The organism is Chitinophaga sp. YR627 (assembly GCF_900114995.1).
In the GTDB taxonomy this organism is placed as follows: Bacteria; Bacteroidota; Bacteroidia; order Chitinophagales; family Chitinophagaceae; genus Chitinophaga.
In genome coordinates this window covers 85,222-110,218 of the sequence record NZ_FOUX01000003.1, presented here as the reverse complement: position 1 = coordinate 110,218, position 24,997 = coordinate 85,222, and the positions used below count along the sequence as shown (strand labels likewise).

21 protein-coding genes are annotated in these 24,997 nt (G+C 46.5%); 15 read left to right on the top strand and 6 right to left on the bottom strand.

Going from position 1 to position 24,997, the window contains the following annotated elements; genetic code table 11:
- Positions 1–22: 22 nt before the first annotated feature.
- Positions 23–1,204, top strand: coding sequence for an aldose epimerase family protein (locus tag BMZ72_RS15860; RefSeq protein ID WP_089810012.1), 1,182 nt, complete (start codon positions 23–25; stop codon positions 1,202–1,204).
- Between the two features lie 248 nt (positions 1,205–1,452).
- On the opposite strand, the gene hemW is transcribed toward BMZ72_RS15860, so the two are convergent.
- On the bottom strand, positions 1,453–2,577 hold the full coding sequence (hemW, locus tag BMZ72_RS15855) for a radical SAM family heme chaperone HemW (protein WP_089810010.1): 1,125 nt from the start codon (positions 2,575–2,577) through the stop codon (positions 1,453–1,455).
- A 159-nt stretch (positions 2,578–2,736) separates the two neighbouring features.
- Here hemW and BMZ72_RS15850 point away from each other — a divergent pair, with 159 nt between their 5' ends.
- The 8 genes from BMZ72_RS15850 to BMZ72_RS15810 all read left to right on the top strand — a co-directional run bounded on the left by BMZ72_RS15850 (position 2,737) and on the right by BMZ72_RS15810 (position 12,979).
- Positions 2,737–3,861 carry a DUF4271 domain-containing protein gene (locus BMZ72_RS15850; protein ID WP_143087707.1) on the top strand — a complete coding sequence of 375 codons (1,125 nt, stop codon included), beginning with the start codon at positions 2,737–2,739 and terminating at the stop codon, positions 3,859–3,861.
- 42 nt (positions 3,862–3,903) lie between these two features.
- Positions 3,904–4,695, top strand: a complete 792-nt coding sequence (locus tag BMZ72_RS15845; protein ID WP_089810005.1) for a uroporphyrinogen-III synthase — start codon at positions 3,904–3,906, stop codon at positions 4,693–4,695.
- A 137-nt stretch (positions 4,696–4,832) separates the two neighbouring features.
- On the top strand, positions 4,833–6,875 hold the full coding sequence (locus tag BMZ72_RS15840; RefSeq protein ID WP_089810003.1) for a thioredoxin domain-containing protein: 2,043 nt from the start codon (positions 4,833–4,835) through the stop codon (positions 6,873–6,875).
- A gap of 470 nt (positions 6,876–7,345) precedes the next feature.
- A complete protein-coding gene (locus tag BMZ72_RS15835; protein WP_255373210.1) occupies positions 7,346–8,644 on the top strand; it encodes a T9SS ring complex lipoprotein PorK/GldK in 1,299 nt (432 codons plus the stop codon).
- 231 nt (positions 8,645–8,875) lie between these two features.
- Positions 8,876–9,628, top strand: a complete 753-nt coding sequence (gene gldL / locus BMZ72_RS15825; RefSeq protein WP_089809999.1) for a type IX secretion system motor protein PorL/GldL — start codon at positions 8,876–8,878, stop codon at positions 9,626–9,628.
- Between the two features lie 59 nt (positions 9,629–9,687).
- The gene (gldM, locus tag BMZ72_RS15820; RefSeq protein ID WP_089809997.1) at positions 9,688–11,211 is read left to right on the top strand and encodes a type IX secretion system motor protein PorM/GldM; all 1,524 of its coding nucleotides are present in this window, start codon (positions 9,688–9,690) and stop codon (positions 11,209–11,211) included.
- An 11-nt stretch (positions 11,212–11,222) separates the two neighbouring features.
- Complete coding sequence (gene gldN / locus BMZ72_RS15815; RefSeq protein WP_089809994.1) at positions 11,223–12,272, top strand: type IX secretion system ring subunit PorN/GldN; 1,050 nt, start codon at positions 11,223–11,225, stop codon at positions 12,270–12,272.
- Positions 12,273–12,403: 131 nt separating this feature from the next.
- Positions 12,404–12,979 carry a DinB family protein gene (locus tag BMZ72_RS15810; RefSeq protein WP_089809992.1) on the top strand — a complete coding sequence of 192 codons (576 nt, stop codon included), beginning with the start codon at positions 12,404–12,406 and terminating at the stop codon, positions 12,977–12,979.
- Between the two features lie 2 nt (positions 12,980–12,981).
- Here BMZ72_RS15810 and uvrC read toward each other — a convergent pair whose 3' ends face one another.
- The 3 genes from uvrC to gpmI all read right to left on the bottom strand — a co-directional run bounded on the left by uvrC (position 12,982) and on the right by gpmI (position 17,175).
- Positions 12,982–14,829: an excinuclease ABC subunit UvrC gene (gene uvrC, locus BMZ72_RS15805; protein WP_089809990.1), complete on the bottom strand. Its 1,848-nt coding sequence runs from the start codon at positions 14,827–14,829 to the stop codon at positions 12,982–12,984.
- 16 nt (positions 14,830–14,845) lie between these two features.
- Entirely contained in the window at positions 14,846–15,418 is a 573-nt protein-coding gene (locus tag BMZ72_RS15800) for a hypothetical protein (RefSeq protein WP_089809988.1), read from the bottom strand.
- 233 nt (positions 15,419–15,651) lie between these two features.
- Positions 15,652–17,175 (bottom strand): 2,3-bisphosphoglycerate-independent phosphoglycerate mutase, encoded by a 1,524-nt coding sequence (gene gpmI / locus BMZ72_RS15795; protein WP_089809987.1) that lies wholly within the window; start codon positions 17,173–17,175, stop codon positions 15,652–15,654.
- A gap of 283 nt (positions 17,176–17,458) precedes the next feature.
- On the opposite strand from gpmI, the gene BMZ72_RS15790 reads away from it, so the two are divergent.
- The 4 genes from BMZ72_RS15790 to BMZ72_RS15775 all read left to right on the top strand — a co-directional run bounded on the left by BMZ72_RS15790 (position 17,459) and on the right by BMZ72_RS15775 (position 20,090).
- Positions 17,459–17,878 carry a DUF4783 domain-containing protein gene (locus BMZ72_RS15790; protein WP_177222811.1) on the top strand — a complete coding sequence of 140 codons (420 nt, stop codon included), beginning with the start codon at positions 17,459–17,461 and terminating at the stop codon, positions 17,876–17,878.
- Between the two features lie 127 nt (positions 17,879–18,005).
- Positions 18,006–18,851 (top strand): carboxylating nicotinate-nucleotide diphosphorylase, encoded by an 846-nt coding sequence (nadC, locus tag BMZ72_RS15785; RefSeq protein WP_089809983.1) that lies wholly within the window; start codon positions 18,006–18,008, stop codon positions 18,849–18,851.
- Between the two features lie 11 nt (positions 18,852–18,862).
- A complete protein-coding gene (locus BMZ72_RS15780; RefSeq protein WP_177222810.1) occupies positions 18,863–19,747 on the top strand; it encodes a diacylglycerol/lipid kinase family protein in 885 nt (294 codons plus the stop codon).
- A 10-nt stretch (positions 19,748–19,757) separates the two neighbouring features.
- Positions 19,758–20,090, top strand: coding sequence for a translation initiation factor (locus BMZ72_RS15775; RefSeq protein ID WP_089809979.1), 333 nt, complete (start codon positions 19,758–19,760; stop codon positions 20,088–20,090).
- A 643-nt stretch (positions 20,091–20,733) separates the two neighbouring features.
- Here the strand turns inward: BMZ72_RS15775 and BMZ72_RS15770 are convergent.
- Positions 20,734–21,678 (bottom strand): helix-turn-helix domain-containing protein, encoded by a 945-nt coding sequence (locus BMZ72_RS15770; RefSeq protein ID WP_089809977.1) that lies wholly within the window; start codon positions 21,676–21,678, stop codon positions 20,734–20,736.
- Positions 21,679–22,050: 372 nt separating this feature from the next.
- Here BMZ72_RS15770 and BMZ72_RS15765 point away from each other — a divergent pair, with 372 nt between their 5' ends.
- Positions 22,051–23,583, top strand: a complete 1,533-nt coding sequence (locus BMZ72_RS15765) for a glycosyltransferase family 39 protein (protein WP_089809976.1) — start codon at positions 22,051–22,053, stop codon at positions 23,581–23,583.
- Between the two features lies 1 nt (position 23,584).
- Here the strand turns inward: BMZ72_RS15765 and BMZ72_RS15760 are convergent, their stop codons facing one another.
- Positions 23,585–24,328 (bottom strand): biotin--[acetyl-CoA-carboxylase] ligase, encoded by a 744-nt coding sequence (locus tag BMZ72_RS15760; RefSeq protein ID WP_089809974.1) that lies wholly within the window; start codon positions 24,326–24,328, stop codon positions 23,585–23,587.
- 287 nt (positions 24,329–24,615) lie between these two features.
- On the opposite strand from BMZ72_RS15760, the gene rsfS reads away from it, so the two are divergent.
- On the top strand, positions 24,616–24,975 hold the full coding sequence (gene rsfS / locus BMZ72_RS15755; protein ID WP_245552072.1) for a ribosome silencing factor: 360 nt from the start codon (positions 24,616–24,618) through the stop codon (positions 24,973–24,975).
- The last annotated feature ends 22 nt before the right edge of the window (positions 24,976–24,997 follow it).

Sequence of the window (24,997 nt, the reverse complement as noted above, 5' to 3'; positions counted from 1 at the left end):
TGTACCCTTATAACTTCCAAAAATGAAAAACATATTTCCACTATTAACAGTGGCGGCCGCAGTTAGCTTCAGCGCCTGCCAGTCTGGTACAAAAACCGATAATAATTCAGCAGATAGTATGAGTACCAAGCAAGACAGTCTTTCTCAGGGCCAGATATCAGATGCGAAATTTGATACCACCATCGATGGCAAACAGGTGAAGTTATATCACCTGAAAGGTAAAGGAAACATCCAGGTAGCCATTACCAACTATGGCGCAAAGATCGTAAGCCTCCTCGCTCCTGATAAACAGGGACAGCTGGCGGACGTTGAGCTGGGTTATGATAATGCCGCTCAGTATGTAAGCACCAAGGAAAGATATTATGGTGGTATCGTGGGCCGTTATGGCAACCGTATTGCTAAAGGCAAGTTTAAAGTGGATGGTAAAGAGTATACCCTCGCTACCAACAATGGTGTCAATCACCTGCATGGTGGTAAAGTAGGTTTCAATGATGTGGTATGGGATGCAGAGCAGCCAAATGACCACACCCTGAAACTGCACTATGTATCAAAAGACGGTGAAGAAGGATACCCGGGTAACCTGGATATCACACTGACTTACGAACTGACAGACAGCAACGAAGTTAAGATCGATTATAAAGCGACTACCGATAAGGCAACTGTGGTAAACCTGACCAACCACTCTTTCTTTAACCTGCATGGCGCGGGTAACGGCGATATCAATGATCATATCATGTATATCAATGCCGATAAGTTCACTCCGGTTGACAGCACCCTGATCCCTACAGGTAAACTGCAGGCAGTAAAAGGCACGCCGATGGACTTTACCACCGCCACCAAAATTGGTGAAAGAGTGGATGCTGACTTTGAACAGCTGAAATTCGGTAAAGGATACGATCACAACTATGTACTGAACAAAAAAGGAAAGGAACTGTCTCTGGCAGCTACTGTAGAAGAACCAACCAGCGGCCGTACCCTGGAAGTATGGACAACTGAGCCTGGTGTACAGTTCTACGGTGGTAACTTCCTGGATGGTACTGACAAAGGTAAAGAAGGTAAAAGCTATGTACACCGCGGTGCATTCTGTCTGGAAACACAGCACTTCCCTGATTCACCAAATCAGCCAACATTCCCTTCAGTAGTACTGAAACCGGGAGAAACCTATACTTCTACCTGTGTGTACAAGTTTGGGGTAAAATCTTAATTATTTACACGGGCTGACGCCTGGAGTTTTTAGAGATATTAGCACAGCGAGTGTCTGCCGTAAGGCAGACACTCGCTGTTTTTAGGGCATGTAACGCCTGATCTCTTCGTTCATTTTGATCAATTTCTTCGATTAAACCCTTATTATACCGGCATTACGCCGTAACCGCTCCGTTCGGGAACGAAGAGATAGCGGCATAATGACGGCGTAGTAACGTTATTATACGAAGACAATAGCGGGAAACGGGCTCAGAAAAAGAGATCTGCTGCAATGCCATCAGCAAAAAGACGGCCTTCCGGCGTCAGTACCAGGGTATCGTTGCGGAGTACCATCCAGCCTTTATCGATGAAAGTCCGGGATAATTGCAGGAGGGTATCCCGTTTATCAGTACCGAAACGTTCGGCGACTACCGGCAGGATACAGCCCTGTGAGGTGCGCAGGGTGGTCATGATGTATTCATTCAGCATCATCACCGGGGTGAGTTCTTCCAGTTCGAAAGGGACCTTTTCCTGTTCCAGACTTTTGATATACAGCGCGTTGTTGGCAATGTTCCATTGGCGGGAATGGCCATTGAAAGAATGTGCGGAAGGGCCCAGTCCGAGGTAGGGTTGTCCCTGCCAGTAACTGCTGTTATGACGGGAGTGCCAGCCGGGAAGGGCAAAGTTAGATATTTCGTAATGCTCATAGCCGGCTTGGGCCGTCCATTGCATGAGTTGCTCGAAATGACGTGCAGCTTTATCCGTATCGACGGCAGCTACTTTCTTTTTCCGGATGAACTGGTCTAGTGCAGTGCCGGGTTCTACGGTCAGGGCATAACACGAAAGATGTTGTACGCCCAGGTCGATCGCCTGTTGCACATTGGCTGCCCATCCTTCATCTGTGAGGGTCGGGCCGCCATAGATGAGGTCAATCGTCAGGTTATTAAAACCGGCGGCCTTTGCGTTGATGATACATTGCAGGGCCTGCTGACTGTCATGCGCACGATTCATCCAGCGCAGATCCGGTTCATGAAAAGACTGTATACCGATGCTCAGGCGATTGATACCTGCTGCGCGGAGGGTGTCCAGTTTTTCAGGAGAAAGGTCATCCGGATTGGCTTCCAGTGTGATCTCTGCATCCGGATTGACCGGGAAGGTATCCCGCAGTTTACCGAGGAGCAGCTGTATATCTGCCTGTGACAGCAGACTGGGGGTGCCCCCACCAAAATAGATACTGCTGACCGGGGCGCCGGAGAGATAATTGCGTTGCAAATCTATTTCCCTTACAAGTTGCTTCACCAGTGCTGGTTGCTGCGACAATGAAGTGGAAAAATGGAAGTTACAGTAGTAACAAGCCTGCTTACAAAAAGGAATATGTAGATAAATACCTGCCATCTGAAAAAAAGAGTCTGCCGGTACAGACCGGTAAACCCTGAAAATAAATTGAGTATAGCTTAAATAAGTATATGGTAACTATAGTATATCAACTAGTGACCATGGACTATTTTTATATCTTTGCAAACGACAAATTTACTGCATTAAAAAATATTCACGGTGCGACGCTGGTTATTGTTTCTGTTCATTCTACCCTGTTTACGTTTGGCGGCTCAGACGGATAGCTCCGCAAAGCCGGCTCCTGCTGTGCAAAGCGCTCCTGTGAAGGTACAAAGTGCCCCCCGGGATACTTCAGTAAAGCCTGTGAAGAAGAAAGCACCGGTGATCAAAAAAGACAGTGCGGGTGTGAGTTCGCCTGCAGGTGTGTTAAAACCTGCTACGCCAGCTGCTCCGTTAAGTACTACTACTGCACCTGCGGCTACTGTGCAAAAGCCGGTCCCGGCCGGTCCCGTTGTGACGGCAGACAGTGCTGCAAAAGCTGCTGCTGATAGTATGCAGCAGCAGGCTGCTGTACCTTTACATCAGGATACGGAGTATGATCTTTATCTGAAAAAGCTGGCAACTACCAATATTTTCCTGAAAAGCGATAAGCCTACCCGGCCGGATGTGAATAAAGTAAGGGTATATGAGGATCTGGACTGGCTGGTGTATGTGATGGCGGGCGTTGTATTGTTACTGGGTATCATCAGACTGAGTTATCTGAAATACTTCTCCGATCTCTTCCGGGCATTTATGAATCCGACGCTTAGTCAGCGGCAGCTGAAGGATCAGTTATCACAGTCCCCGTTCCCCAACTTTTTGCTCAACGGCTTTTTTGTGATCAGTCTGGCTTTGTATCTGTACCTGTTGATGTATCGTCAGCAGTACATACCTGCAAATACGGCCTGGATGGCAATTCCGGGACTGGTAGTACTGGTGGCGGTTGTATACAGCGTGAAATACGTGATGTTACGCTTCTGCGGATGGCTGTTTGGCAGTACAGAACTGGCAGATGCCTACATTTTCATATTGTATCTCATCAACAAAATACTGGGCATTTTACTGGTGCCTTTTCTGGTGATACTGGCATTCTGTAAGCCTGAATGGTCAAAACCATTCATGTATATGTCTGTAGCATTTATTGTGTTACTCGTTGCATATCGCTATATCCGGTCATATTCAGTGGTAAAACAATACTTATCTTTCAGCAGATTGCATTTTTTTCTTTACCTTTGCGCATTCGAAGTAGCGCCGGTTCTAATAATAACTAAGGTGTTGCTGGTAGCGTTAACTGGTGGTCTCTGATTATTAAAACTGCCTATTGTTAACACAAGAGCATAAAAACGTATGATTAAAGGCGGGCCAAAAAAAGATTTGCAAGCAAAGCACATTCAGACAATTCTAATTTCCCAACCTAAGCCTGAAACAGAAAAATCACCTTACTTTGAACTAGCTAAAAAATTCAATGTCAAATTGGATTTTTATCCGTTTATAAGGGTGGAGGGACTGTCCGCAAAAGAGTTCAGGAAACAGAAGATAGACATCCCGAACTTTACGGCTGTGATTTTTACCAGCCGCAATGCAGTGGATCACTTTTTCAGGATCTGTGAGGAAATGAAAATTAAGGTTTCCCAGGACTGTAAGTATTTCTGTATCACGGAGGCAATTGCTTTGTATTTGCAGAAATTCATCCTGTACCGGAAACGTAAGGTATTTTATGGTGCCGACGGCTCAACGAAGAGTTTGCTGGAAGTGATGAACAAACACAGGGACAATGAGAAATTCCTGTTCCCGAGTTCGGATAGTCAGCGTAAAGACATCGAGGAGTGGTTAAAAACCAACAAATGTGAATACGCTACCGCTACCCTGTACAAGACTGTCTCCAACGACGTAAAGGAAATATTGTCGGCAACCGATTATGATATGATCGTTTTCTTCAGTCCTTATGGTGTGAAATCACTGTTTGAGAATGTTCCGAAGTTTGAGCAGAACGGTACCCGTATCGGCGCTTTCGGACCAACTACCTCAGCAGCTGTTGAAGAGGCTGGTTTGAGACTGGATGTAAAGGCTCCTGCTCCTCAGGCTCCTTCCATGGTAGCGGCGCTGGAACAGTATCTGGCAACGATCAACAAAAAATAACACGAAAATCACGGTAAAATATTACACGGAAAGGGACAGCGAAAGCTGTCCCTTCTTATATTTGGGGTAGTGAAGAATTACCGTTAAGAACAGAAGTAAGGCCAAAAATTGCGTAGGTAACAGAATAACCATTCACTGTGAACAGATTAGCGAAAGAAACCAGTCCGTACCTGCTGCAACACGCACACAATCCTGTAGATTGGTATCCCTGGGGGGAAGAGGCGCTGCAGCGGGCAAAAACCGAGGATAAACCTATATTAGTCAGCATTGGATACGCCGCCTGCCACTGGTGTCATGTTATGGAGCGTGAAAGCTTCGAACATGAAGAGACCGCGCGTATCATGAACGAGCATTTCATTAATATTAAAATAGACAGGGAAGAGCGTCCGGATCTGGACCATATCTACATGGATGCGGTACAGACGATGACCGGTTCAGGCGGATGGCCTTTGAACGTTTTCCTCACACCCGATAAACTGCCTTTTTATGGCGGGACCTACTTCCCTCCTGTCAAGGCGTTTAACAGACCGTCCTGGACGGATGTACTGCTGGCATTGTCGCAGGCATTCAAAGAGCGCCGGGAAGATCTGGAAACACAGGCGCAGAACATGCGTGACCACCTGATACAGGCTTCCGGTTTTAGCGGAAAGACGCCCGGACAGGACCTGGTGCCTCATGATGAGCTGTTTACGAAAGCCCAGTGTGAGACCATCTTCAACAATATGATGCAGCAGGGAGATAAGGTATGGGGTGGCTTTGGCAGTGCGCCGAAATTCCCTGGAACTTTTATCATTCAATACCTGTTAAGGTATCATCATAGTTTTAATGAGCCGAAGGCCCTGGAGCAGGCTTTGCTATCGCTGGATAAAATGATCCAGGGAGGTATTTATGACCAGCTGGGCGGAGGGTTTGCGCGATACAGCACGGATGCTAAGTGGTTGGCGCCTCACTTTGAAAAGATGCTGTATGACAATGCGTTGCTGGTGGATGTGCTGAGTGAGGCATATCAGTTGACAGGCAATGAGTTGTATGCAAGGACGATAGCCGATACCCTGGGTTTTGTGGAAAGAGAGATGACGGATGCCGGCGGCGGTTTTTATAGTGCGCTGGATGCTGATTCAGAAGGTGTTGAGGGTAAGTTTTATACCTGGAGCAAGGAAGAGATCGAACATATTCTCGGTGCAGATGCTGCTTTATTCTGTGCATTTTATGATGTGACGGAGGAGGGTAACTGGGAAGAGACGAATATATTATGGATCACGAAGCCGGCAGCGGTGTTTGCTGCGGAGCAGGGGATCACGGTGGAGGCGCTGGAGCGTAGTCTGGCTATCAGCCGGGAAAAGCTGATGGCAGTAAGGGCGAAGAGGATCCGTCCGGGCCTGGATGACAAGATCATTCTGGGCTGGAATGCGCTGATGATCCATGCCTGTTGCAAGGCATATGCGGCGTTAGGTATTGAGCGGTATAAGGAAATGGGTGTAAATGCGATGAAATTTTGTCTGGAGCACTTACAAAACGCTGATAAACAGGCTTTTTTTCATACATTTAAGGGCGGCATAGCAAAGTATCCGGCATTTCTGGATGACTATGCATGGATGATACGTGCATTAATTGCTTTACAGGAAGTGAGTGGAGAGCCGGAATGGCTGGGTAAGGCGAAGGAACTGACGGAGTATGTAGTGAATAATTTTTCAGACGAAGGGGACATTTATTTTTACTATACGGAAGCCGGACAGACGGATGTTATCGTACGTAAGAAGGAAGTATATGATGGCGCCACGCCTAGTGGCAACGCTGTAATGGCGGCTAACCTGCTTTATCTATCAGTTGTTTATGACAGGAAGGACTGGTCTGACCGTGGCATTCATATGCTGGCGGGGCAGTCACAGACGGCGGTCAGGTATTCCACTTCATTTGGGGTATGGGCTGGTGTGCTGTTACAACAGGTGATCGGGGTGCGTGAGATAGCGGTTGTGGGGTCGGAATATAAATCCAGGATGCAGGATACTAACAGGCATTATATTCCGTTTAAAGTAATGTTAGGAGCAGCAACCGATCAACCCGGTCTGCCACTACTCGAACAGCGGGAACGGCCAGGGGAAACACTTATATACGTCTGTGAGCATTATCATTGTATTAAGCCAGTTAATTATATAGAGGAAATAATTAATTTAAAATAATATTTATGTATCTTGCATGACCATATCTGTGTAAAAAGCACACGGAAAAATGATTTTGAGAAGATATAATAAAATGTTAAAAAGTACGTTTATTTTAATTGTCACACGTCCCTGATCGGGCATGAAAAAGTTGGGTAAAAACTAACTACGGATTAAAATTAATCGTTACATTTGTTATCTTGCTTAATAGTGTGGGATAGACTATCAGAAGGGTAAGTGCTGACTTTGAAGAGATGATGTGTTTCCAACGGGAATGAATTCAAAAAATTGAAACCAACAAGTATAACAACCGCGAAATTTCTGAAGTTGCCCTTAACAACTTTAGGGTCATTAAGTGTGAGGGGCTCGTTGGTAAACGGTCCGACCGGAGAGATCGGCGAGACCAAAGGCCATGTTTCAGAACTTAGCGACATCCTCAGTAGCATTATGGCCAATGTGCACTGCGTCGCCTACGAAATAAATGATTTTCAATGAAAGCTACCCTTATGAAGCTTAATTTTTCAAGTGGTCTGTTAGCAGCAGTATTGCTGGTTAGTCTGCTCGCCAGCTGTGGTGGTAGTAAGACCCCCAAAAACGCGCAAGGACAGCTAATCGGCGTAAGTCCTAGACCTAAGTATTTCCCGCCCGTACCCTATGGAATGGTATATGTACCGTCTGGTACTTTTCACATGGGACCGAGCGATGAGGATTTGAACTACGCGTACACCGCCCGTAACAAGTCTATTTCAATCTCCGGTTTCTACATGGATGCTACGGAGATCACAAATAACGAGTACAGGCAGTTTGTACAGTGGGTTACTGACTCCATTGCCCACATTATGCTGGGGCATGTGAAGAATGATGGTGGTGAGGATTATATCGATTGGAAGAAGAAAATCAACTACCGGGACAAATCCACCATGGATCAGCTGGAAAGTATGACATATGCACCTGAAGACCGTCTGTATGGTCGTAAGGAGTTTGACGTACGTAAGCTGGTTTACCATGCTGAGACTTTCAACTGGGAACAGGCTAAGAAGCGTGAAAACGCGAATGTATCCCGTGCTAAGTTCATCGTAAAGAAGGATGTTGCGATCTATCCTGACACATTGTGCTGGATCCGTGACTTCTCTTATGCTTACAATGAGCCAATGACGAGGATGTACTTCTGGCACCCTGCGTTTGATAACTATCCGGTTGTGGGCGTGACCTGGCACCAGGCAAACGCTTTCGCTGAATGGCGCAGTAAGTTCTGGGAAGACTACCGTATTTCTAAGAAATTATTTACAGAAGATAAATTCCAGTTGCCTTCAGAAGCACAGTGGGAGTACGCTGCACGTGGTGGTAGAGAGCAAACGCCTTACCCATGGGGTGGTTACTACATTCGTAACAAGAAAGGTTGCTTGCTGGCTAACTTTAAACCAGGTCGTGGTAACTATCCTGAGGACGGTGGTTTCTACACTGTAAGAGCGGATGCTTACTGGCCAAACGACTACGGTTTATATAACATGTCAGGTAACGTAGCTGAGTGGACACAGGATATTTACTATGAGAACGCATACTCCTTCACGTCTGATATGAACCCTTATCTGCGTATGGACGTTCCGGACAATGCAGTTCCGAAAATGAAACGTAAAGCGGTAAGAGGCGGTTCCTGGAAAGATATCGGATATTTCCTCCAGACAGGTACACGTTCTTACGAGTATCAGGATAGTGCTAAATCCTACATTGGATTCAGATGTACGATCGCCTTCCTGAGCCGTTCTAAAAACGATTTTGGTCACAGGTAACAATTATAGTAACAGCATTACGGATAGATGTGTATGAGAACAGGCAGTATCGAAGAGACAGGAATAAACCTGTATGCCTTTGGGACGGGCATGTGTGTGAAAATCAAACTAAAACAAGTTGATATGAGAAACCGTATGAAGTACATTGGGAAACCGCAAATCATCGTTGAGCAACAACTATTCCATAACAACAATTTAACCTTTAACACTTTAACCAGTAAATTTTGACCTATGGCTATGAATCCTACTACATCGAAATGGCTTAATTTCTTTGTTTGTGTCGCGGCATCTGTAGTAATTATCGGTGCGCTTTTTAAACTTCAACACTGGCCAGGCGCTGATATCGCCCTGATCGTTGGTTTGAGCACAGAAGCGCTGATCTTCTTCGTTTATGCATTCGTACCGGATAGCGGTGGTCACGATGCGGCTCCTGCTACTGTAGCAGTTGTTGCTGGTGGTAGCCCTGCTCTGGCTGGTCTGGATAAAATGCTCGAAGAAGCTGACATCACTCCGGTAAGCTTACAGCGTCTGAGCGAGAACTTCCAGAAATTAGGTTCCACAGTAGATAAAATGCGGGATATCAGTGATGTAGTTGCCGCTACAGGCGATTACACACAAAAAACAAGAGAAGCTGCTACTGCAATTGGTAGCGTAGCTCACGCTTACACTACTGCTGCTTCAGCTGTATCTTCTTTCAACAGTGCTTCTGAGTCTACAAGAAGCTTCCACGAGCAAATGCAGGGTATGACCAAAAACCTGGCTTCCCTGAATGCTATCTATGAACTGGAACTGCAGGACACTAACAATCACCTGAAAGCTATGAACAACTTCTATAGCAATCTGCTGAATGTTTCTCAGGCAATGACCAGCAGCGTGGACGATGCTCGTAAAACTCAGGATCAGATCTCTAAACTGGCTCACAACCTGACCAGCCTGAACACCGTATACGGTAACATGCTCAGCGCTATGCAGAGTGCGAGATAAGGTATCGCTAATAGTTTTTGAATTAACAACAGACAATCATTCAAACCTGAGAACAAACTATGGCACTACCTAAAGATCCCAGGCAGAAGATGATCAATATCATGTACCTGGTCTTAACGGCCATGCTGGCATTGAACGTCTCTGCTGAGATATTGAACGCATTTAATATAGTAAACGATTCAATTATAACATCTAACGCATCTATCACAAGTAAGAACACAATTACTTATGACCAGTTTACCAAACAGATGAGCAACGATCCTGGAAAGGTCGGTCCTCTGAAAGAAAAAGCTGATCAGGTAAAAGCGATCTCTGCTGAGATGTTCGTTTATATCGATACGTTAAAAGCAACCATCATCAGAGAAGCTGGTGGTCTGACTGAAGACGGTGAAATTAAAAGTAAAGACAACCTGGATGCTCCTACCCGTGTGATGGAGAATCAGAAGAAGGGTGCTGAACTTGAGAAAAAGCTGACTGAACTGCGTGCTAAATTGCTCACATTCGTTGATAGCAAAGTAGCAGCAGATTTCGAAAAGAGCTTACCACTGCGTATTGAAGTTGGTAAATCTCATGGTGGTCACGGTCCTAAAAATGCAACATGGACTTCTTACCACTTTAACATGGTACCTACTGTTGCAGCAGTTACCATCCTGAGTAAATTTCAGAACGACGTAAAGAACTCTGAATCAAGCATCGTTGATTACCTGTTCAAACAGATCGGTGCTAACGAGTTCAAATTCGACAAAATCAAGCCTTTCGTATCTCTGAACTCCAAGAACCTGATGGAAGGTCAGGAACTGGTTGCACAGGTAGCGGTAGGTGCTTATAGCAGCACAGTAAATCCTGAGATCGTTGTAAACGGTTCTGCCGTTACAGCAACTGATGGTCTGGGTAGCTATAAAATGAATGTTAGCGGCCTGGGTGATAAAACATTATCCGGTACCGTAACACTGAAGAGACCAAATGGCGAAACTGAAACATTCCCTTTCAGCGAACCATACACCGTAGGTGCTTCAACAACATCAATCTCTGCTGACAAGATGAACGTACTGTACATCGGTCTGCAGAACCCAATCTCCATCTCTGCTGCTGGTGTTCCTGCTGAGCAGGTAGCTGCAAGCATCAACAACGGTACTATATCTAAAACTGGTGCAGGTAAATTCTCTGTAACAGTTACTAAACCAGGTACAGCTACCATCGGTGTTGTTGCTAACGGTAAGAGCATGGCAGGTAAAGAATTCCGTATCAAATACATTCCTGATCCAGTCCTGAAGGTTGGTATGAGCAAAGGTCCTTTCATGAAGGCTGCTGAGTTCAAAGTACAGGGCGGTCTCCGCGCTGACCTGGAAGACTTCCTGTTCGAAGGTGTTAGATACGAAGTTGTAAGCTATCGTATTGGTATCGATGCGAAAGGTAAAGACTATGCAGAAGGCGAAGCTAACTCTGCATACTTCCCTAACAGCGTGATGCCTGTTATCCGCTCCCTGAGAGCTGGCGATATCGTATACTTCGACAACATCCGCGTAAAAGGTCCGGATGGAAGAGTGAGAGATATGAGTAACGTCAATTTCAAGATTAACTAATATTATTTTCTATGCGAGCAGTCATCCTTAACAGAATCGGTTTGTGCGCTATGCTGCTGGTATTCCTGGCAGCTGAGGCAAACGCTCAGGGCGGTGGTCGCCGTCGTACGACACGTCGTACCGAGTCTACCCCATCTGAGAATACAACACCTGCTGATGGTTCTGTTGTCAATCCCGCTACCGGCAATGCAGTATCTGCGCCTCCTCAGCAACCGCAAGGTGCTGAACCAGCCTCCCTCCGCCAAGATGGTGTTGGTGTGCCTGTTGTAGATACTCCACGCAAATCCCTGCGTACGGATGGCATTTCTGAAAAGAACTTTATCAAGGACCGTGTGCCTATTCCATATGACCATATCCGCTCAGATGATGAGTTCTGGGAAAAGAAGATATGGCAGGTGATCGACACCCGTGAAAAGATGAACCTTCCTTTCCAGTACAATGTTGAGGATGAAACTGGTACTAACCAGCTGTTCATAAACATTCTGCTCAACGCGGTTAAGTCCGGCGAAGTGCAGGCTTTCAGCCCTATCGATGACAGGTTCACTACTATCATTCCTTTCTCCGAAGTTCAGAACAAACTGAGTGGTGAAGAGAAAACTGTACGTAGTATCGACCCGGTAACCGGTGAGGAGAAAATGGTCACTACCCGTGATGAATTTGACCCACGTACTGTTGTTCAGTACAAGATCAAAGAAATCTGGGTATTTGATAAAGAAGCCTCTGCACTGAAAGTTCGTATCCTGGGTATCGCTCCAATGGTATCCCGTATGAACGAAGACGGTTCCTTCCGTGCTGCTATCCCGCTGTTCTGGGTATACTATCCTGATCTGCGTCCTGTACTGGCTAAATTTGATGTTTACAACCAGAATAACGATGCGGCTACGATGAGTTGGGAAGACCTTTTCGAAATGCGTTTCTTCTCCAGCTTCATTATCAAGGAAAACAATACTTATAACCGCGAGATCAAAGAATACATTAAAGATGGTACCATGCGTCTCCTGGAAGGTCAGGCGATCAAGGATAAGATCTTTAACAAAGAACAAGATATGTGGCAGTATTAATCTGCTCGCAGGATATAAAAAACTGAAAAAGGGTCTGCCATACGGCGGACCCTTTTTCTTTTACATGATTTATCTCATTTCTCTCCTCCCCGCCCCTGCCTACCTTTGTTCCACAAACAATCACCACGATTATGTCCCTGATATTTGAAACCCCCACCCTGCTCGGCCAGCTACACCGCCAGGTAGAAGAACTGCAGCAGATTGCCCGCCATCAATTCCTGAACGTCCCTGATGAACTATTGTTAAGGCAACCTGCCCCGGGAAAATGGAGCGTCGCACAATGCCTGGATCACCTGAACGCGTATGCCCGTTTTTATGTACCGGCCATAGAAAACGCGATCCAGGGAAAACTGTCGGGCAGCCTCCCTCCCAATCCGTCGCCTACCTTTAAAAGCGGCTGGCTGGGTAATTATTTTACGAATATGATGCTGCCAAAGGCAGATGGGCTGCCGGGTATGAAAATGCAGGCACCGAAAGCCTATCGCCCGCTCGCTGACCTGGATGCCAGGAAGGTGGTCAATGAGTTTATTGAATGGCAGGAAAAGATCAATGTGCTACTGGACCGCGCAAAGCTGGTGAACCTGCAACAGATCAAAATAAGCACTACACTCGGTAGCTGGCTGAAATTTTCACTGGGCGACACTTTCCGCTTCGTGATCGCACACGAACAGCGGCATATGGCACAGGCATTACGGGCAAAGTCCTGATATCAGCTATTACTGTCTGCATCTGTAACAGGGCCTGTTTCTCCGGTAGCAGGATGGAAATATGTGTATATGAGACGGGCCTTGGCTGCTCCGACTTCCTTTACGAGGTCATCCTCTGATAATAATTTGATTTTAGCGACTGAACGGAAGGTTTTCAGCAGCTGGGTGGCTGTATTCTCGCCGATACCCTTAATAGCCTCTAATTCGTTCTTAAAAGTGCCTTTACTGCGCTTCTGACGGTGGAAGGTGATGCCAAAACGGTGCACCTCATCACGTACGCGGCGGATCAGCTTCAGGCTTTCACTGTCGTAAGGAAGTTTGATACTGTCTTTATCTCCCGGAAAAAAGATCTCTTCTTCATTTTTCGCCAGACCCACTACGGTCATACTGCCGATGAGGTCCAGTTCCCGGATACTTTCCATCGCAGATCCCAGCTGGCCTTTACCGCCATCTATGATCACCAGTTGCGGCAAAGGTTGCTGTTCGGCCAGTAAGCGGCTGTAACGGCGGTATACCACCTCTTTCATAGAGGCGAAGTCGTTAATACCCTGTACGGTTTTGATATTGAAATGGCGGTAGTCTTTTTTGGAGGCAACACCGTCTTTGAACACCACACAGGCAGAAACGGGGTAAGCCCCCTGGAAGTTGGAGTTATCGAAACACTCGATGTGCAACGGTAATTCCTGGAGTTCAAGATCCGCCTGCAACTGATACAGCACTTTCTTTTTCTCCAGATCGCTTTTGCCTTCCAGGTGCAGGATCTTTTTCCTGTACAGCTCTTCTTTGAAGTAATTCACATTCTTTTCCGAAAGCTCCAGGAGTTTCTTTTTGTCGCCGGCTTTTGGTACGGAGATGGCGACGTGTTCCTCGGGGTATTCTATTTCCAGGGGAACGATGATCTCCCGGGCAAGGCTCTGAAATGCATCACGCAGGTATCCGACCGCATAGGTGAGTACTTCTGTATCGTCTTCCTCGAGTTTCTTTTCCAGCGTGACCGTCTTCGTATCGGCAATGGTGCCGTTCAGTACGCGCAGGTAGTTGACATACGCGTAGTTGCCTTCACTGATGATGGAGAAGACGTCTACATTCCCGACACGGGTACCCACGATAGTAGACTTTGACTGATAGGCCTGCAGACTTTCTATCTTCTTGCGGACGATCTCCGCCTTTTCAAACTCCATGTTCATGGCGTGTTCCTGCATCTGTGTGCGGAACAGCTGTAGTACAGGCGACAGGTTACCCCGGAGGATGTTTTTGACCTGCTGTAAGCCTTCCCTGTAATCTTCTTCTGTCTGTAATCCTTCGCAGGGACCTTTACAGTTGCCCAGGTGATATTCCAGGCAGACCTTATACTTCCCTTTGGCGACATTCTGCGGCGAGAGATTCAGGTTGCAGGTACGCAGGGGAATGTTATATCTGATCACTTCCAGGAGTTCGCGTACTCGGCCTACGGAGGTGAAAGGGCCCAGGTATTCAGAACCGTCTTTTATGATATTACGGGTCAGGAATACACGGGGGAATGATTCGTGTTTGATGACGAGATATGGGTAGGTCTTATCGTCTTTCAGGTTGATATTGAATTTAGGCTGGAACTGTTTGATCAGTGAGTTTTCCAGCAGGAAGGCATCCTGTTCGGAGCCAACGATGGTAAATTCAATATGGTGGATGTTTTCTACAAGTTTTCGTGTCTTGTAGTTATCATGATTTTTAACAAAATAAGAGCTGACCCTTTTGCGCAGGCTTTTAGCTTTTCCTACATAAAGCAGTTCGCCTGCTTCGCTGTAATACTTGTAAATACCGGGCTGAAGGGGTATTGTATGTGATATCTGTTGAAACTCCGCTGCTGTCATGTTCTAAGAAAATCAGTTAGGGGCGTCTGAGCAGGACTTTCACATCCAGTTCTCTGGCGGGGAGAAAAGCGATCTTCTGCCAGGTTACGATACGGATATGTTTGTTTTGCTGATACACCAGGTTTTGCTGGTATTCATATACCAGGTTTTCCACATGCTTATTCATCTGCACGTTGGTAATATGCTGCTGGTTGTCAATATCCATGATCACTTCCTGGGGTACGGTGGCCGCATTTCTGGCTTTGTACATGAGGGAATGGGTACCGGAGAACTGGTCGGCCAGCAGGATGGTATCGTATGCACCTCTGAGGGAGGGTTTATTCAGGTCTATGTCGAGGAAAGGGGCCAGGAGGTGCTGGAGCTGAGCCGAATCGGGGTTAGCAATGGTAATGCTGTCCCTTTGTCCGTTCATGACGATTGTCTTCTGTAAAGCAGGTTTATTCGTAGAGATAGTATGCAGTTCTCCCTGAAAGTATCCTTTAAGATCCCTGTAAGCCAGTGCCTTGCCTTGTTGCCCTCCGTTACTGTTACTGCAGGAGGCGCAGCAGGCAGCAACGGCCATCAGTATCCATGAAAAACGATGATCCATGCTGCAAATTTAGGGAAGATGGATTAATGCGCCGCGCATCTGTCTGAAAGCAGGGGGTATAAAAAAGTTAATGCGCCGTAAAGACGGCGCATCTAATGCATGAGCAAATCTGTCGAGAGCACTAAAAAACGTAAAACGTATTATCTACGCGAATAGTTACAGCATTGAAATAATATAAAAAAAAGCTGTCGCGCCGTAAGGCGGACAGCTTTCCTATCAATGAGATATACTACTTAGATCAGGATGTTGCCTGTCATTTCCTGCGGAATGGAGAGACCCATCAGCGTCAGAATGGTTGGAGCAACGTCGCCCAGTTTACCTGGTTTTACTGCGCCTTTGAATTCATTACTGATAATGAAGTAAGGCACCAGGTTCGTGGTATGTGCTGTATTCGGCGTACCATCGCTGTTGATCATGAAATCAGCATTACCGTGGTCAGCAGTAAGGAATACGGTATAATCGCTTTTCAGGGCTGCCGTCACTACTTTCTCCACGCAGGTATCCACTGTTTCTACCGCTTTGATAGCTGCTTCCCAGATGCCTGTATGACCAACCATGTCAGCGTTGGCAAAGTTCAGACAGATGAAATCAGCTGATTTGCTTTCTATTTCAGGTACGATGGTGCTGGTTACTTCGTAGGCGCTCATTTCAGGTTGCAGGTCGTAAGTCGCTACTTTCGGAGAAGCAACGATCAGACGGCGTTCGCCCTGGAATTCTTTCTCACGTCCACCGGAGAAGAAGAAGGATACGTGCGGATATTTTTCTGTTTCAGCGATACGGATCTGGCTGCGGTTGTTGGCTTCCAGTACTTCGCCGATGGTGTTCTGCAGGTTATCATTTTCGAATATAACATGAACGCCCTTGTAGGTCTTGTCGTATTCGGTCATGGTAGTATAGTGCAGTGCCAGCGGGTTCATGCCGAAATCAGGGAATGCCTGCTGGGTCAGTACCTGTGTGATCTCGCGGCAACGGTCAGTACGGAAGTTGAAGCAGAGTACTGCATCACCTTCTGTGATAGTTGCGATCGGATTAAGCTGCGCATCGGTAGTGATGATCGGCTTGATAAATTCGTCGGTTACGCCATCTGCATAGGATGCTCTGATCGCGTTTACGACGTCCTGGGTAGGCGTACCTGTACCATGTACCATCGCATCATATGCGAGTTTCACGCGTTCCCAGCGTTTATCACGGTCCATTGCATAGTAACGGCCGGTGATGCTGGCCACTTCACCTACGGTTGTCTTCAGGTGAGCAACCAGGTCTTCCATGTAATTCAGACCACCTTTAGGATCGGTATCACGGCCATCGGTGAAGGCGTGAATGTAAACTTTAGTCAGTCCTTTATCTTTAGCGATCTGCGTCAGTGCTTTCAGGTGGTTGATATGGGAGTGTACACCACCGTCGCTTACGAGACCGATGAGGTGCAATGCCTTATCGTTATCTTTTGCGTAGCTGAACGTGTCCTGTAATACTTTGTTACCGGCAAGTTCTCCTGTGCGGATGGCTACGTTGATGCGTTGTAATTCCTGGTACACGATACGACCTGCACCGAGGTTCAGGTGACCTACTTCGGAGTTACCCATTTGTCCTTCCGGCAAACCAACATCTTCACCGCAGGTAATCAGTGTACTATGCGGGTATTTTGCATACAGGCTGCTCACAAATGGCGTTTTAGAATGCGCGATAGCATCAGCGGCAGGAACCTGTCCCTGTCCCCATCCGTCCATGATAACGAGAATGGCTCTTTTCTTTTCCATATTTCCGGTTGTAATTTTCTTGTTCTGTAAAGGATGCTAAAGTTATGAAGCATCCGCGAAACGGCGTCAAACTTATTGAAATGCCTTCAAAATTCATACAGGGGTAACAGCAATTTGTCTTACTTAGGTTTTATTCTAAAAATATATATTAATATATTCGCATTAATTAGTGATTGTACAATACAACGATGATTGTATTTTAAAAGGCATCCCGCAAATTGGCATAGTTTTAGCCCATTTTACTATAATGATGAAAACTTTACTACTTAATAAAATACTGACGATGAAAAAGTTATTGTATGGGCTTGGAGTTGTGCTGTTTGGCGTCATTATCACTGCATTTACACTGTCAGCCGCTAACTTAAAAGCTCCCGCAGCAGGTCCATTCGATGATGTGGTAACTGCGATCAAACAAGGCGATGCAAGCGCACTATCCCGCTACCTTGACAACACAGTAGAAATCAGCATGGCCGGAAAATCTAACTCCTACAGCAAAGCACAGGCAGAAATCATCCTGAAAGATTTCTTCTCAAAAAATCAGGTTAAAACTTTCGAACTGATCCACCAGGTGCAAAGTAACAATGGTTCCAGAGTTGGTATTGCCAATGTTGGTACCTCCGGTGGCGCTTACCGTACCTCCTTCTTTCTGCAGATGAAAGGTGGTTCTATGGTGCTGAATGAGCTTCGTTTCGAGAATAAATAATAAATAAAGAATTGTTAAGATTGATATTGAAAAGTCCGGCTCCGTCCGGACTTTTTTATATTCGGGGGGATTCTGAGCCGGCCTCCTTTCTGAAATTGGCTTACTTTCGTTCTTTCAAACCGATAGTATGTTACAGGAACCAGCATTAACTGAGCTTATTCGCAACGCACTGGCAGAAGATATTGGGAATGGTGATCATTCCACTTTAGCGTGTATTCCGGCTGACGCCAGAGGTGGCGCCAGACTGAAAATAAAAGAAGACGGCATACTGGCCGGAATGGAAGTAGCGGAAGCTGTTTTCCAGATACTGGACAGTCATTCCATTTTTCGGCCATTTAAGCAAGATGGCGATGTCATGAAATCGGGAGAGGTTGCATTTGAAGTAGAAGCATCGATCCATACTTTGCTGATGGGAGAACGCCTGGTGCTGAACTGTATGCAGAGAATGAGTGGTATCGCCACATTGACCCGCAGCTATGTCGACGTCCTGAAAGGCTATCATACCCGCCTGCTGGACACCCGGAAAACCACTCCTAATTTCCGCCTGCTTGAGAAAGAAGCTGTACGCATCGGAGGCGGTGTCAATCACCGTATGGGTCTCTATGATATGGTCATGCTGAAAGATAATCACATTGATTTTGCCGGAGGTATCACCGCCGCTGTTACCAAAACAGTTGCCTATCTGCAACAGCAGCAATTGCCTTTACAGATAGAAGTAGAAACGCGTAACCTGGAGGATGTGAAAGAAGTACTTGCCGTTGGGCAGATCCACCGTATCATGCTGGACAACTTCTCTCCCGCCCTACTCACAGAAGCATTGGCACTCATAGATGGCCGGTACGAAACAGAAGCATCCGGTGGTATCAATCTCGATACACTGGAAGCATATGCCAAAACAGGCGTTGATTACGTATCCGCCGGAGCCGTGATCCATCATGCAGTCAGTCTTGATCTTAGTTTAAAAGCAATATAATATCCCTAACGTTGAGAAAGATTCTATTCATCATCAACCGTAAAGCCGGCACAGACAGAGAAAAACGCCTTGAGGGTATCATCAGAAAATATCTGACCCCAAAAGCATTTTCCGTGGAAGTGACTCATCTTGAATACCTGGGTCACGGTACAGATCTTGCCAGAGCAGCGGTAGCAAATGGAACTGATACAGTAGTGGCAGTGGGCGGAGATGGCTCCATCAACGAAATAGCGCAGGGATTGGTAGGTACTACGACTGCCCTGGCTATCATTCCGCTCGGAAGTGGTAATGGTCTCGCCAGAGCACTGAAAATACCATTGAAAGTGTCCCGCGCACTGGAAGTGATCGCTGACGGAAAACGAAAGGCAATAGATGTTGGTTATGCCAACGAACACCTGTTCCTTAGTAACGCCGGCGTTGGTTTTGACGCACTTGTCGCCGATCAGTTCAGACATAAAACCAAACGCGGTCTCTGGGGATACGCCAAACTCGTTATCCAGAGCTTCAGCAGTTATAAAGGTCCGTCTTACGAAATCAGCGTAGATGGTAAAACAATACAGGAACGCGCATTTCTCCTCACAGTTGCTAATGGTAACCAGTTTGGCTATGAATTCAAACTTGCGCCAGACGCGAATGTGTTTGACGGAAAACTGGATCTTTGTGTAGTACCGCCAATCAAACTTATCGGCCTGATTCCTGTCGGATTCTATTCCCTGATGGGTAATATCGATAAGACGCGCTATATGCAACACTTTACCGGGGAAACCATCGTTGTTAAAAGTGAAGAACTTGTACACCTGCAGGTAGACGGTGATGCGGTGCCACTGAAAGAAAATGGTAAAGTCGCGTTTCGTGTGCATCCTGGTGCGTTGCAGGTAATCGTTAACCGTTCTTAAACTTATTGTTATGTCGAAGAAAAAAAGCAATACAGGTGGTATTGTGTATTCCACCAATCCTGATTTCAGACAGGAGAGCGAGGAGCCGGAAGCAGTGGAGACGTTGCCGCCGGGGCAACAGCAGTTGCGGGTGAAGCTGGATACGAAGCAGCGGGCCGGGAAAGTGGTGACGCTGGTAGATGGTTTCGTTGGGGCTGAAGAGGACCTGGAGAAACTGGGGAAAGAGCTGAAGACGAAATGTGGGACGGGAGGAAGTGCGAAAGATGGTTTGATCCTGATACAGGGGGATTATAAGGAGAAGGTGGTGAAGTGGTTGCAGGATTGGGGGTATAAGGCGAAATAGATTTCTTTTTGATAAGGCCCGGATGGTTTTGAGACTGTCCGGGCTTTTTTGTTTTGAGTGGTAATTTATGGGCGATTATTAATAGCCGGACAGCGGTTTTTGGTGAGTGGGGCGTGGGGCGTCAGTCGGCAAAGGCTGTATGGGCTGGCAGGCTGTCGTGCTTTGAAGTTGCTTGCTATGGGGCGGTGGGTTGGAGATTTGGGCAGTGGTAGGGTGATTAAACCCCTGGTGCATAGGCCAGGCGGACTTCAAAGCACTAAGGCCAGCCAGCTCCATCTGCCATTGCCTGGTTTGACGGCGACCACTTGTAGTAGTGGGGCCTATTGGCAATGAGGTAGGGTAAAAAGGAACGACCTGATCGGTAAGATCAGGTCGTCGTAAAAAGTTGTTGTTATTGTTCTCTGTTCTCTGTTCTCTGGCTTATATTTATTCCCTTTTGTTTTCTTTTCTTTTTTCCTCCTTCTTCTCCTTCTTCTCCTTCTTTTCCTTCTTCTCCTCACTATTCTCTATATGTTCTTATTCGTATCTCTTGCCCGTCCTCTTGTTATTACCTTGCTTTATTTGAGATCAAGGCATTCACTTTCTTCATCATTCCTAATTGTTAATTCCTAATTCCTAATTCGCCGCATCTTCTGAGTCAGGTTTATAGCATCCTGAATGTGTGCGGCGTATGTCCTGTCTGGCTTTTGAAGAAGTGAGAGAAATTAGCTGGTTCTTCGAAGCCGAGGGAATGGGCGATAGCGGAAATAGGCCAGTCGGTATGCATCAGCAGGAGGCGTGCTTCCAGGAGGATGCGCTGGCGGATATGTTCGCTGGTGGTACGTCCTGTGACACGTTTGACGGTAGCGTTCAGGTGGTTGGGATGTACGTTTAAAGTGAGTGCGAAGTCACTGGCAGTTTTGAGATGGATCTGTTCCTGTTCGGAGGTGATCGGGAACTGTCTTTCCAGTGTATCGGTGAAGCGTTCTGCCAGTAGCTGAGCGGTGGTCAGAGAGCGCTGTGGTATGATCTGCGGAGCGGCAACCCTTTTGGCTTCCAGCAGTAAGAGCTGGAGGTAGATAAGGATGGCTTCCTGACGGTAGGGATTACAGTCCTTGTTTTCTTTCAGGAGATGACCGAATAGTTGCAGCATATAGGCTGTCTGTTGTTCCGTCAGATTGATCACCGGATTGGCGCCTACCTGGAAGAGCGGATGATGTAATAACTCATCACGGGAATGACGCTGCATTTCAAACAGATTCTCCGTGAACCGGCAGTAGTAGCCATCCTGTTCGCCTTTCGGTTCCCAGAGCTTTGGTTCAAGCGGATTGATGAAGACAATGGCAGGCGCTTTAATGACATAAGTACGTTGGCCTAAAGTCATGATGCCGCCACCTTGCGTCATCAGCGTTATTTTGTAATAATCTCTTCTGCTGGCAGATATGTATTCCCGGCAGGGATTGGTGGAACGGGAGTGAATGGAGAAATTACTCTTTGCCGGCACCTTTGGCAAGTTCTCCTGATCAACGCTTACCTGTGAAAAGTCTTCGCTCAGCGTCAGCTTTTTGCGAGGAACAGTTCTGCTATTCTTACTGTTTATGGAGGACATAGCGTAAAGTTACTCAAAAGCAGATTGCTAATGGTATGCTAATCAAATTGCGTCCATTATGGCGAGGACGTGCGGATCAATAGTAGTTTGGATGGTCGCTCTACTGTTTGAAAGGAAGTTCGTTTGTATCAATGTTGCAAATTTAGTTTTGATAAATTAACAAATATTTCACAACTTGAGGTCAACCTTTATCAACCAAAATCTTGTTTTCATCAACTGGTCTTTTTGATGAACTGCCTATTTAACCAACTATCTGTTGCAGTATTACAAGATTCTTTATATCGGGCTACATGTTATCAATTCCATACCTATGGCTGTAGTAATGATGACATGTAGCCTTTTCTTTTTTCACCGTGTTCATTGTTATTGCGAATGTCCGGACGGCCTTATTTGCTACTGATCTTCTTTCTCCTGTTCAAACTGACTTTTAATTACTGGGCTATTTATGCCGGTTATGACCTGCATAGAGATGAATACCTGCACCTGGACCAGGCCAATCACCTGGCAGCAGGTTATCTGTCAGTACCGCCGTTTACGGCCTTTATTTCCCTGCTCATTAAAGGATTTGGCGGCAGTATGTACTGGGTGCGCTTCTTCCCTGCCCTGTTTGGCGCATTAACTATGCTGGTCATCTGGAAGACTGTGGAATTGCTGAAAGGAGGATGGTATGCACAACTGATTGCCGGGCTCCTGTTCCTGTGTTCTGCCATGTCGAGAATAAACACCCTTTTCCAGCCCAATAGTGCAGATATCCTGGCCTGGACGCTGATGCTTTATCTGTTGATGCGTTATGTAAAAGAAGGCAATTCCAGGCTGCTCTTATGGCTTGGGCTGACTACAGGTATTGCCTTCCTGAACAAATACAATGTACTATTCCTGGTAGTGGGTTTGCTGCCTGCGTTGCTGATCTCATCGCAACGCAAAATATTCCTGGATAAATACCTGTATGGCGGGTTGCTCATCGCCTGTCTGATGGCGCTACCAAATGTGATCTGGCAGATACAGAACGGTATGCCGGTGATACATCATATGCATGAACTGGCAGCAACGCAACTGGTGAACGTAGAACGGATGGGTTTTGTGAAAGACCAGCTGGGTATTTTCCTGATAGGCACGCTGATCTGGATCGCCGGGGTATTGTCACTGATCTGGTATGCACCTTTCCGCCCCTATGGTTTTATTGGCTGGACTTTCCTGCTGGTGATGGGCCTGTTCATCTACCTGAAAGCGAAAGGGTATTACGCGTATGGTATCTATCCCATCTTACTGGCACTGGGTAGCGTGTACTGGGAGCAGCTTTTTTCCAAAGGATGGTTACGCTATCTGCGGCCGGTTTGGGCTGTTCTGATCATATTCCCTACTGTGTGGTTATTCCGGCTGATATTCCCTGTATTGTCCCCACAGCAGTTGCATGCAGCCATGACTCCGCTCAGACGTGAAATATTCTGTAAATGGGAGGATGGTAAAGTGCATGAGCTGCCACAGGATTTTGCAGATATGCGGGGCTGGCGGGACCTGGCTGCACTGACGGTGAAGGCGTATCAGCAGGTACCTGACAGCGAGCGCAAAAATACCCTGATACTCTGTGAGAACTATGGCCAGGCAGGCGCTATTAACTACTATGCGGGAAAGGCGGTTCCTCCGGCGATCACCTTCAGCGCGGATTATGTATTTTGGTTTCCGAAAATGGACAGCCTGCATTACCTGATAGTAGTGGGAGAAGGACCTGCGGAATATGTCCGGAAATACACGTCCGGGTGCATCAAAACCGGACAGATCAATGACGTTCTGGCAAGAGAATATGGCACAGGCGTATTCCTTATGCAGGGAATTTCTCCTGTTTTTCTTTCAAAATTGCAGGAGTGGCAGCGGGAGGAACAGGCGCGTTTCAGGGCCTGGAAATAAGCTATTTTACGATAACGAACTCTACTTCGCCAAAGCTCAGCTGCAGGATTTCTCCGTCCTTTTCCAGGCACAGTTTTCCGTCGGGAAGTACATCCCGGATAATGCCTTCAAACAGCTCTCCGTTCATGCGGTAAGTGCCTGCTTTATTGAACCGGAACAGCTTAGTCTTATATTCTTCCAGCAGGGTGTTGTAATGAGCAGGATGCAGCAGTTTCATTCTTTCTTCCAGACAGGCGCAGAGAGTGCGTGTCAACTCAATCGGATCCCAGTCTTTTCCGGTGATCTGCTTGAGGGATACGGGATTGGTGAGATGAGGGGGGAAGTTTGTCTGATTCAGGTTAACCCCTATTCCCATGATGGCATACTGCCATGTCGTGCCACGCAAGACATTTTCGATAAGGATACCACCTGCCTTTCTGTCACGCCAGTAAAGATCATTACTCCACTTAATTGCGGTTTCATCACCTGCATATTTACGGAACCAGTCATAGGCGCTGAGGGATATTACAACACTGAGCATGAATTGTCTGGAAAGAGGCAGTGTGCCGGGTTGCAGGGCAATAGAGAGCATGAGATTTTCTCCTGGAGGGGAAGACCATTGTTTACCACGTTGTCCTTTTCCTGCAGTTTGCTCCATGGCAAACCAGGCTGTGCCGGGTGTCACCTGGCCGGTATTTACCTGCTCCATGGCATAGTTATTGGTGCTGTCTACTGTGTTTAAGATATATAATGGCTGTCCGATCACTGAAAAATTCTTTTCTGATTTATTTTGAGAGCAAAGTAACTCATTTTATCTTTTTCTTAACAATCGGTCAGGCGCTGGCTAAGAGCAGGGGTATTAGACAAGTGTATGATTTATAGGCGATAAAGTACTGTACATCATTGATTATTGCACATTGTAACAATATCATATTCCGGCGTTTATTTGCTCCTTCTTTAGTAATTTTGACAATTAAAGATTATTTTTAACCAAAAGAGATTTTATTGGCACCCTTAACCGTTCTGAGTACGAGAAAGAAAGCGTTAACGCGCTTGAGTAGAGAAAGCGAGATTTTTTCCACCATCATCAAGGCCATCCAGGAAAAAAAGGGAGAAAATATTGTTTCTCTGGATCTGCGCCAGATTCCTGAAGCTGTGGCTGATTTCTTTGTTATATGTGAGGCTAACTCCAACACACAGGTTAGGGCGATCGCCGATTACGTGGAAGACCAGGTGTCGAAACACATCGGTGAAGAGCCTTATAAGCACGAGGGTTTTACCGCGCAACAATGGATACTTGTAGATTATGTGAATGTTGTGGTGCATGTATTCCAACCAGAGGCCAGGCAGTTTTACAGCCTGGAAGATATGTGGAGTGATGCAGAACGAATGGAGCATAATGATACGAACTAATAACTTTTAACTATTACAGACA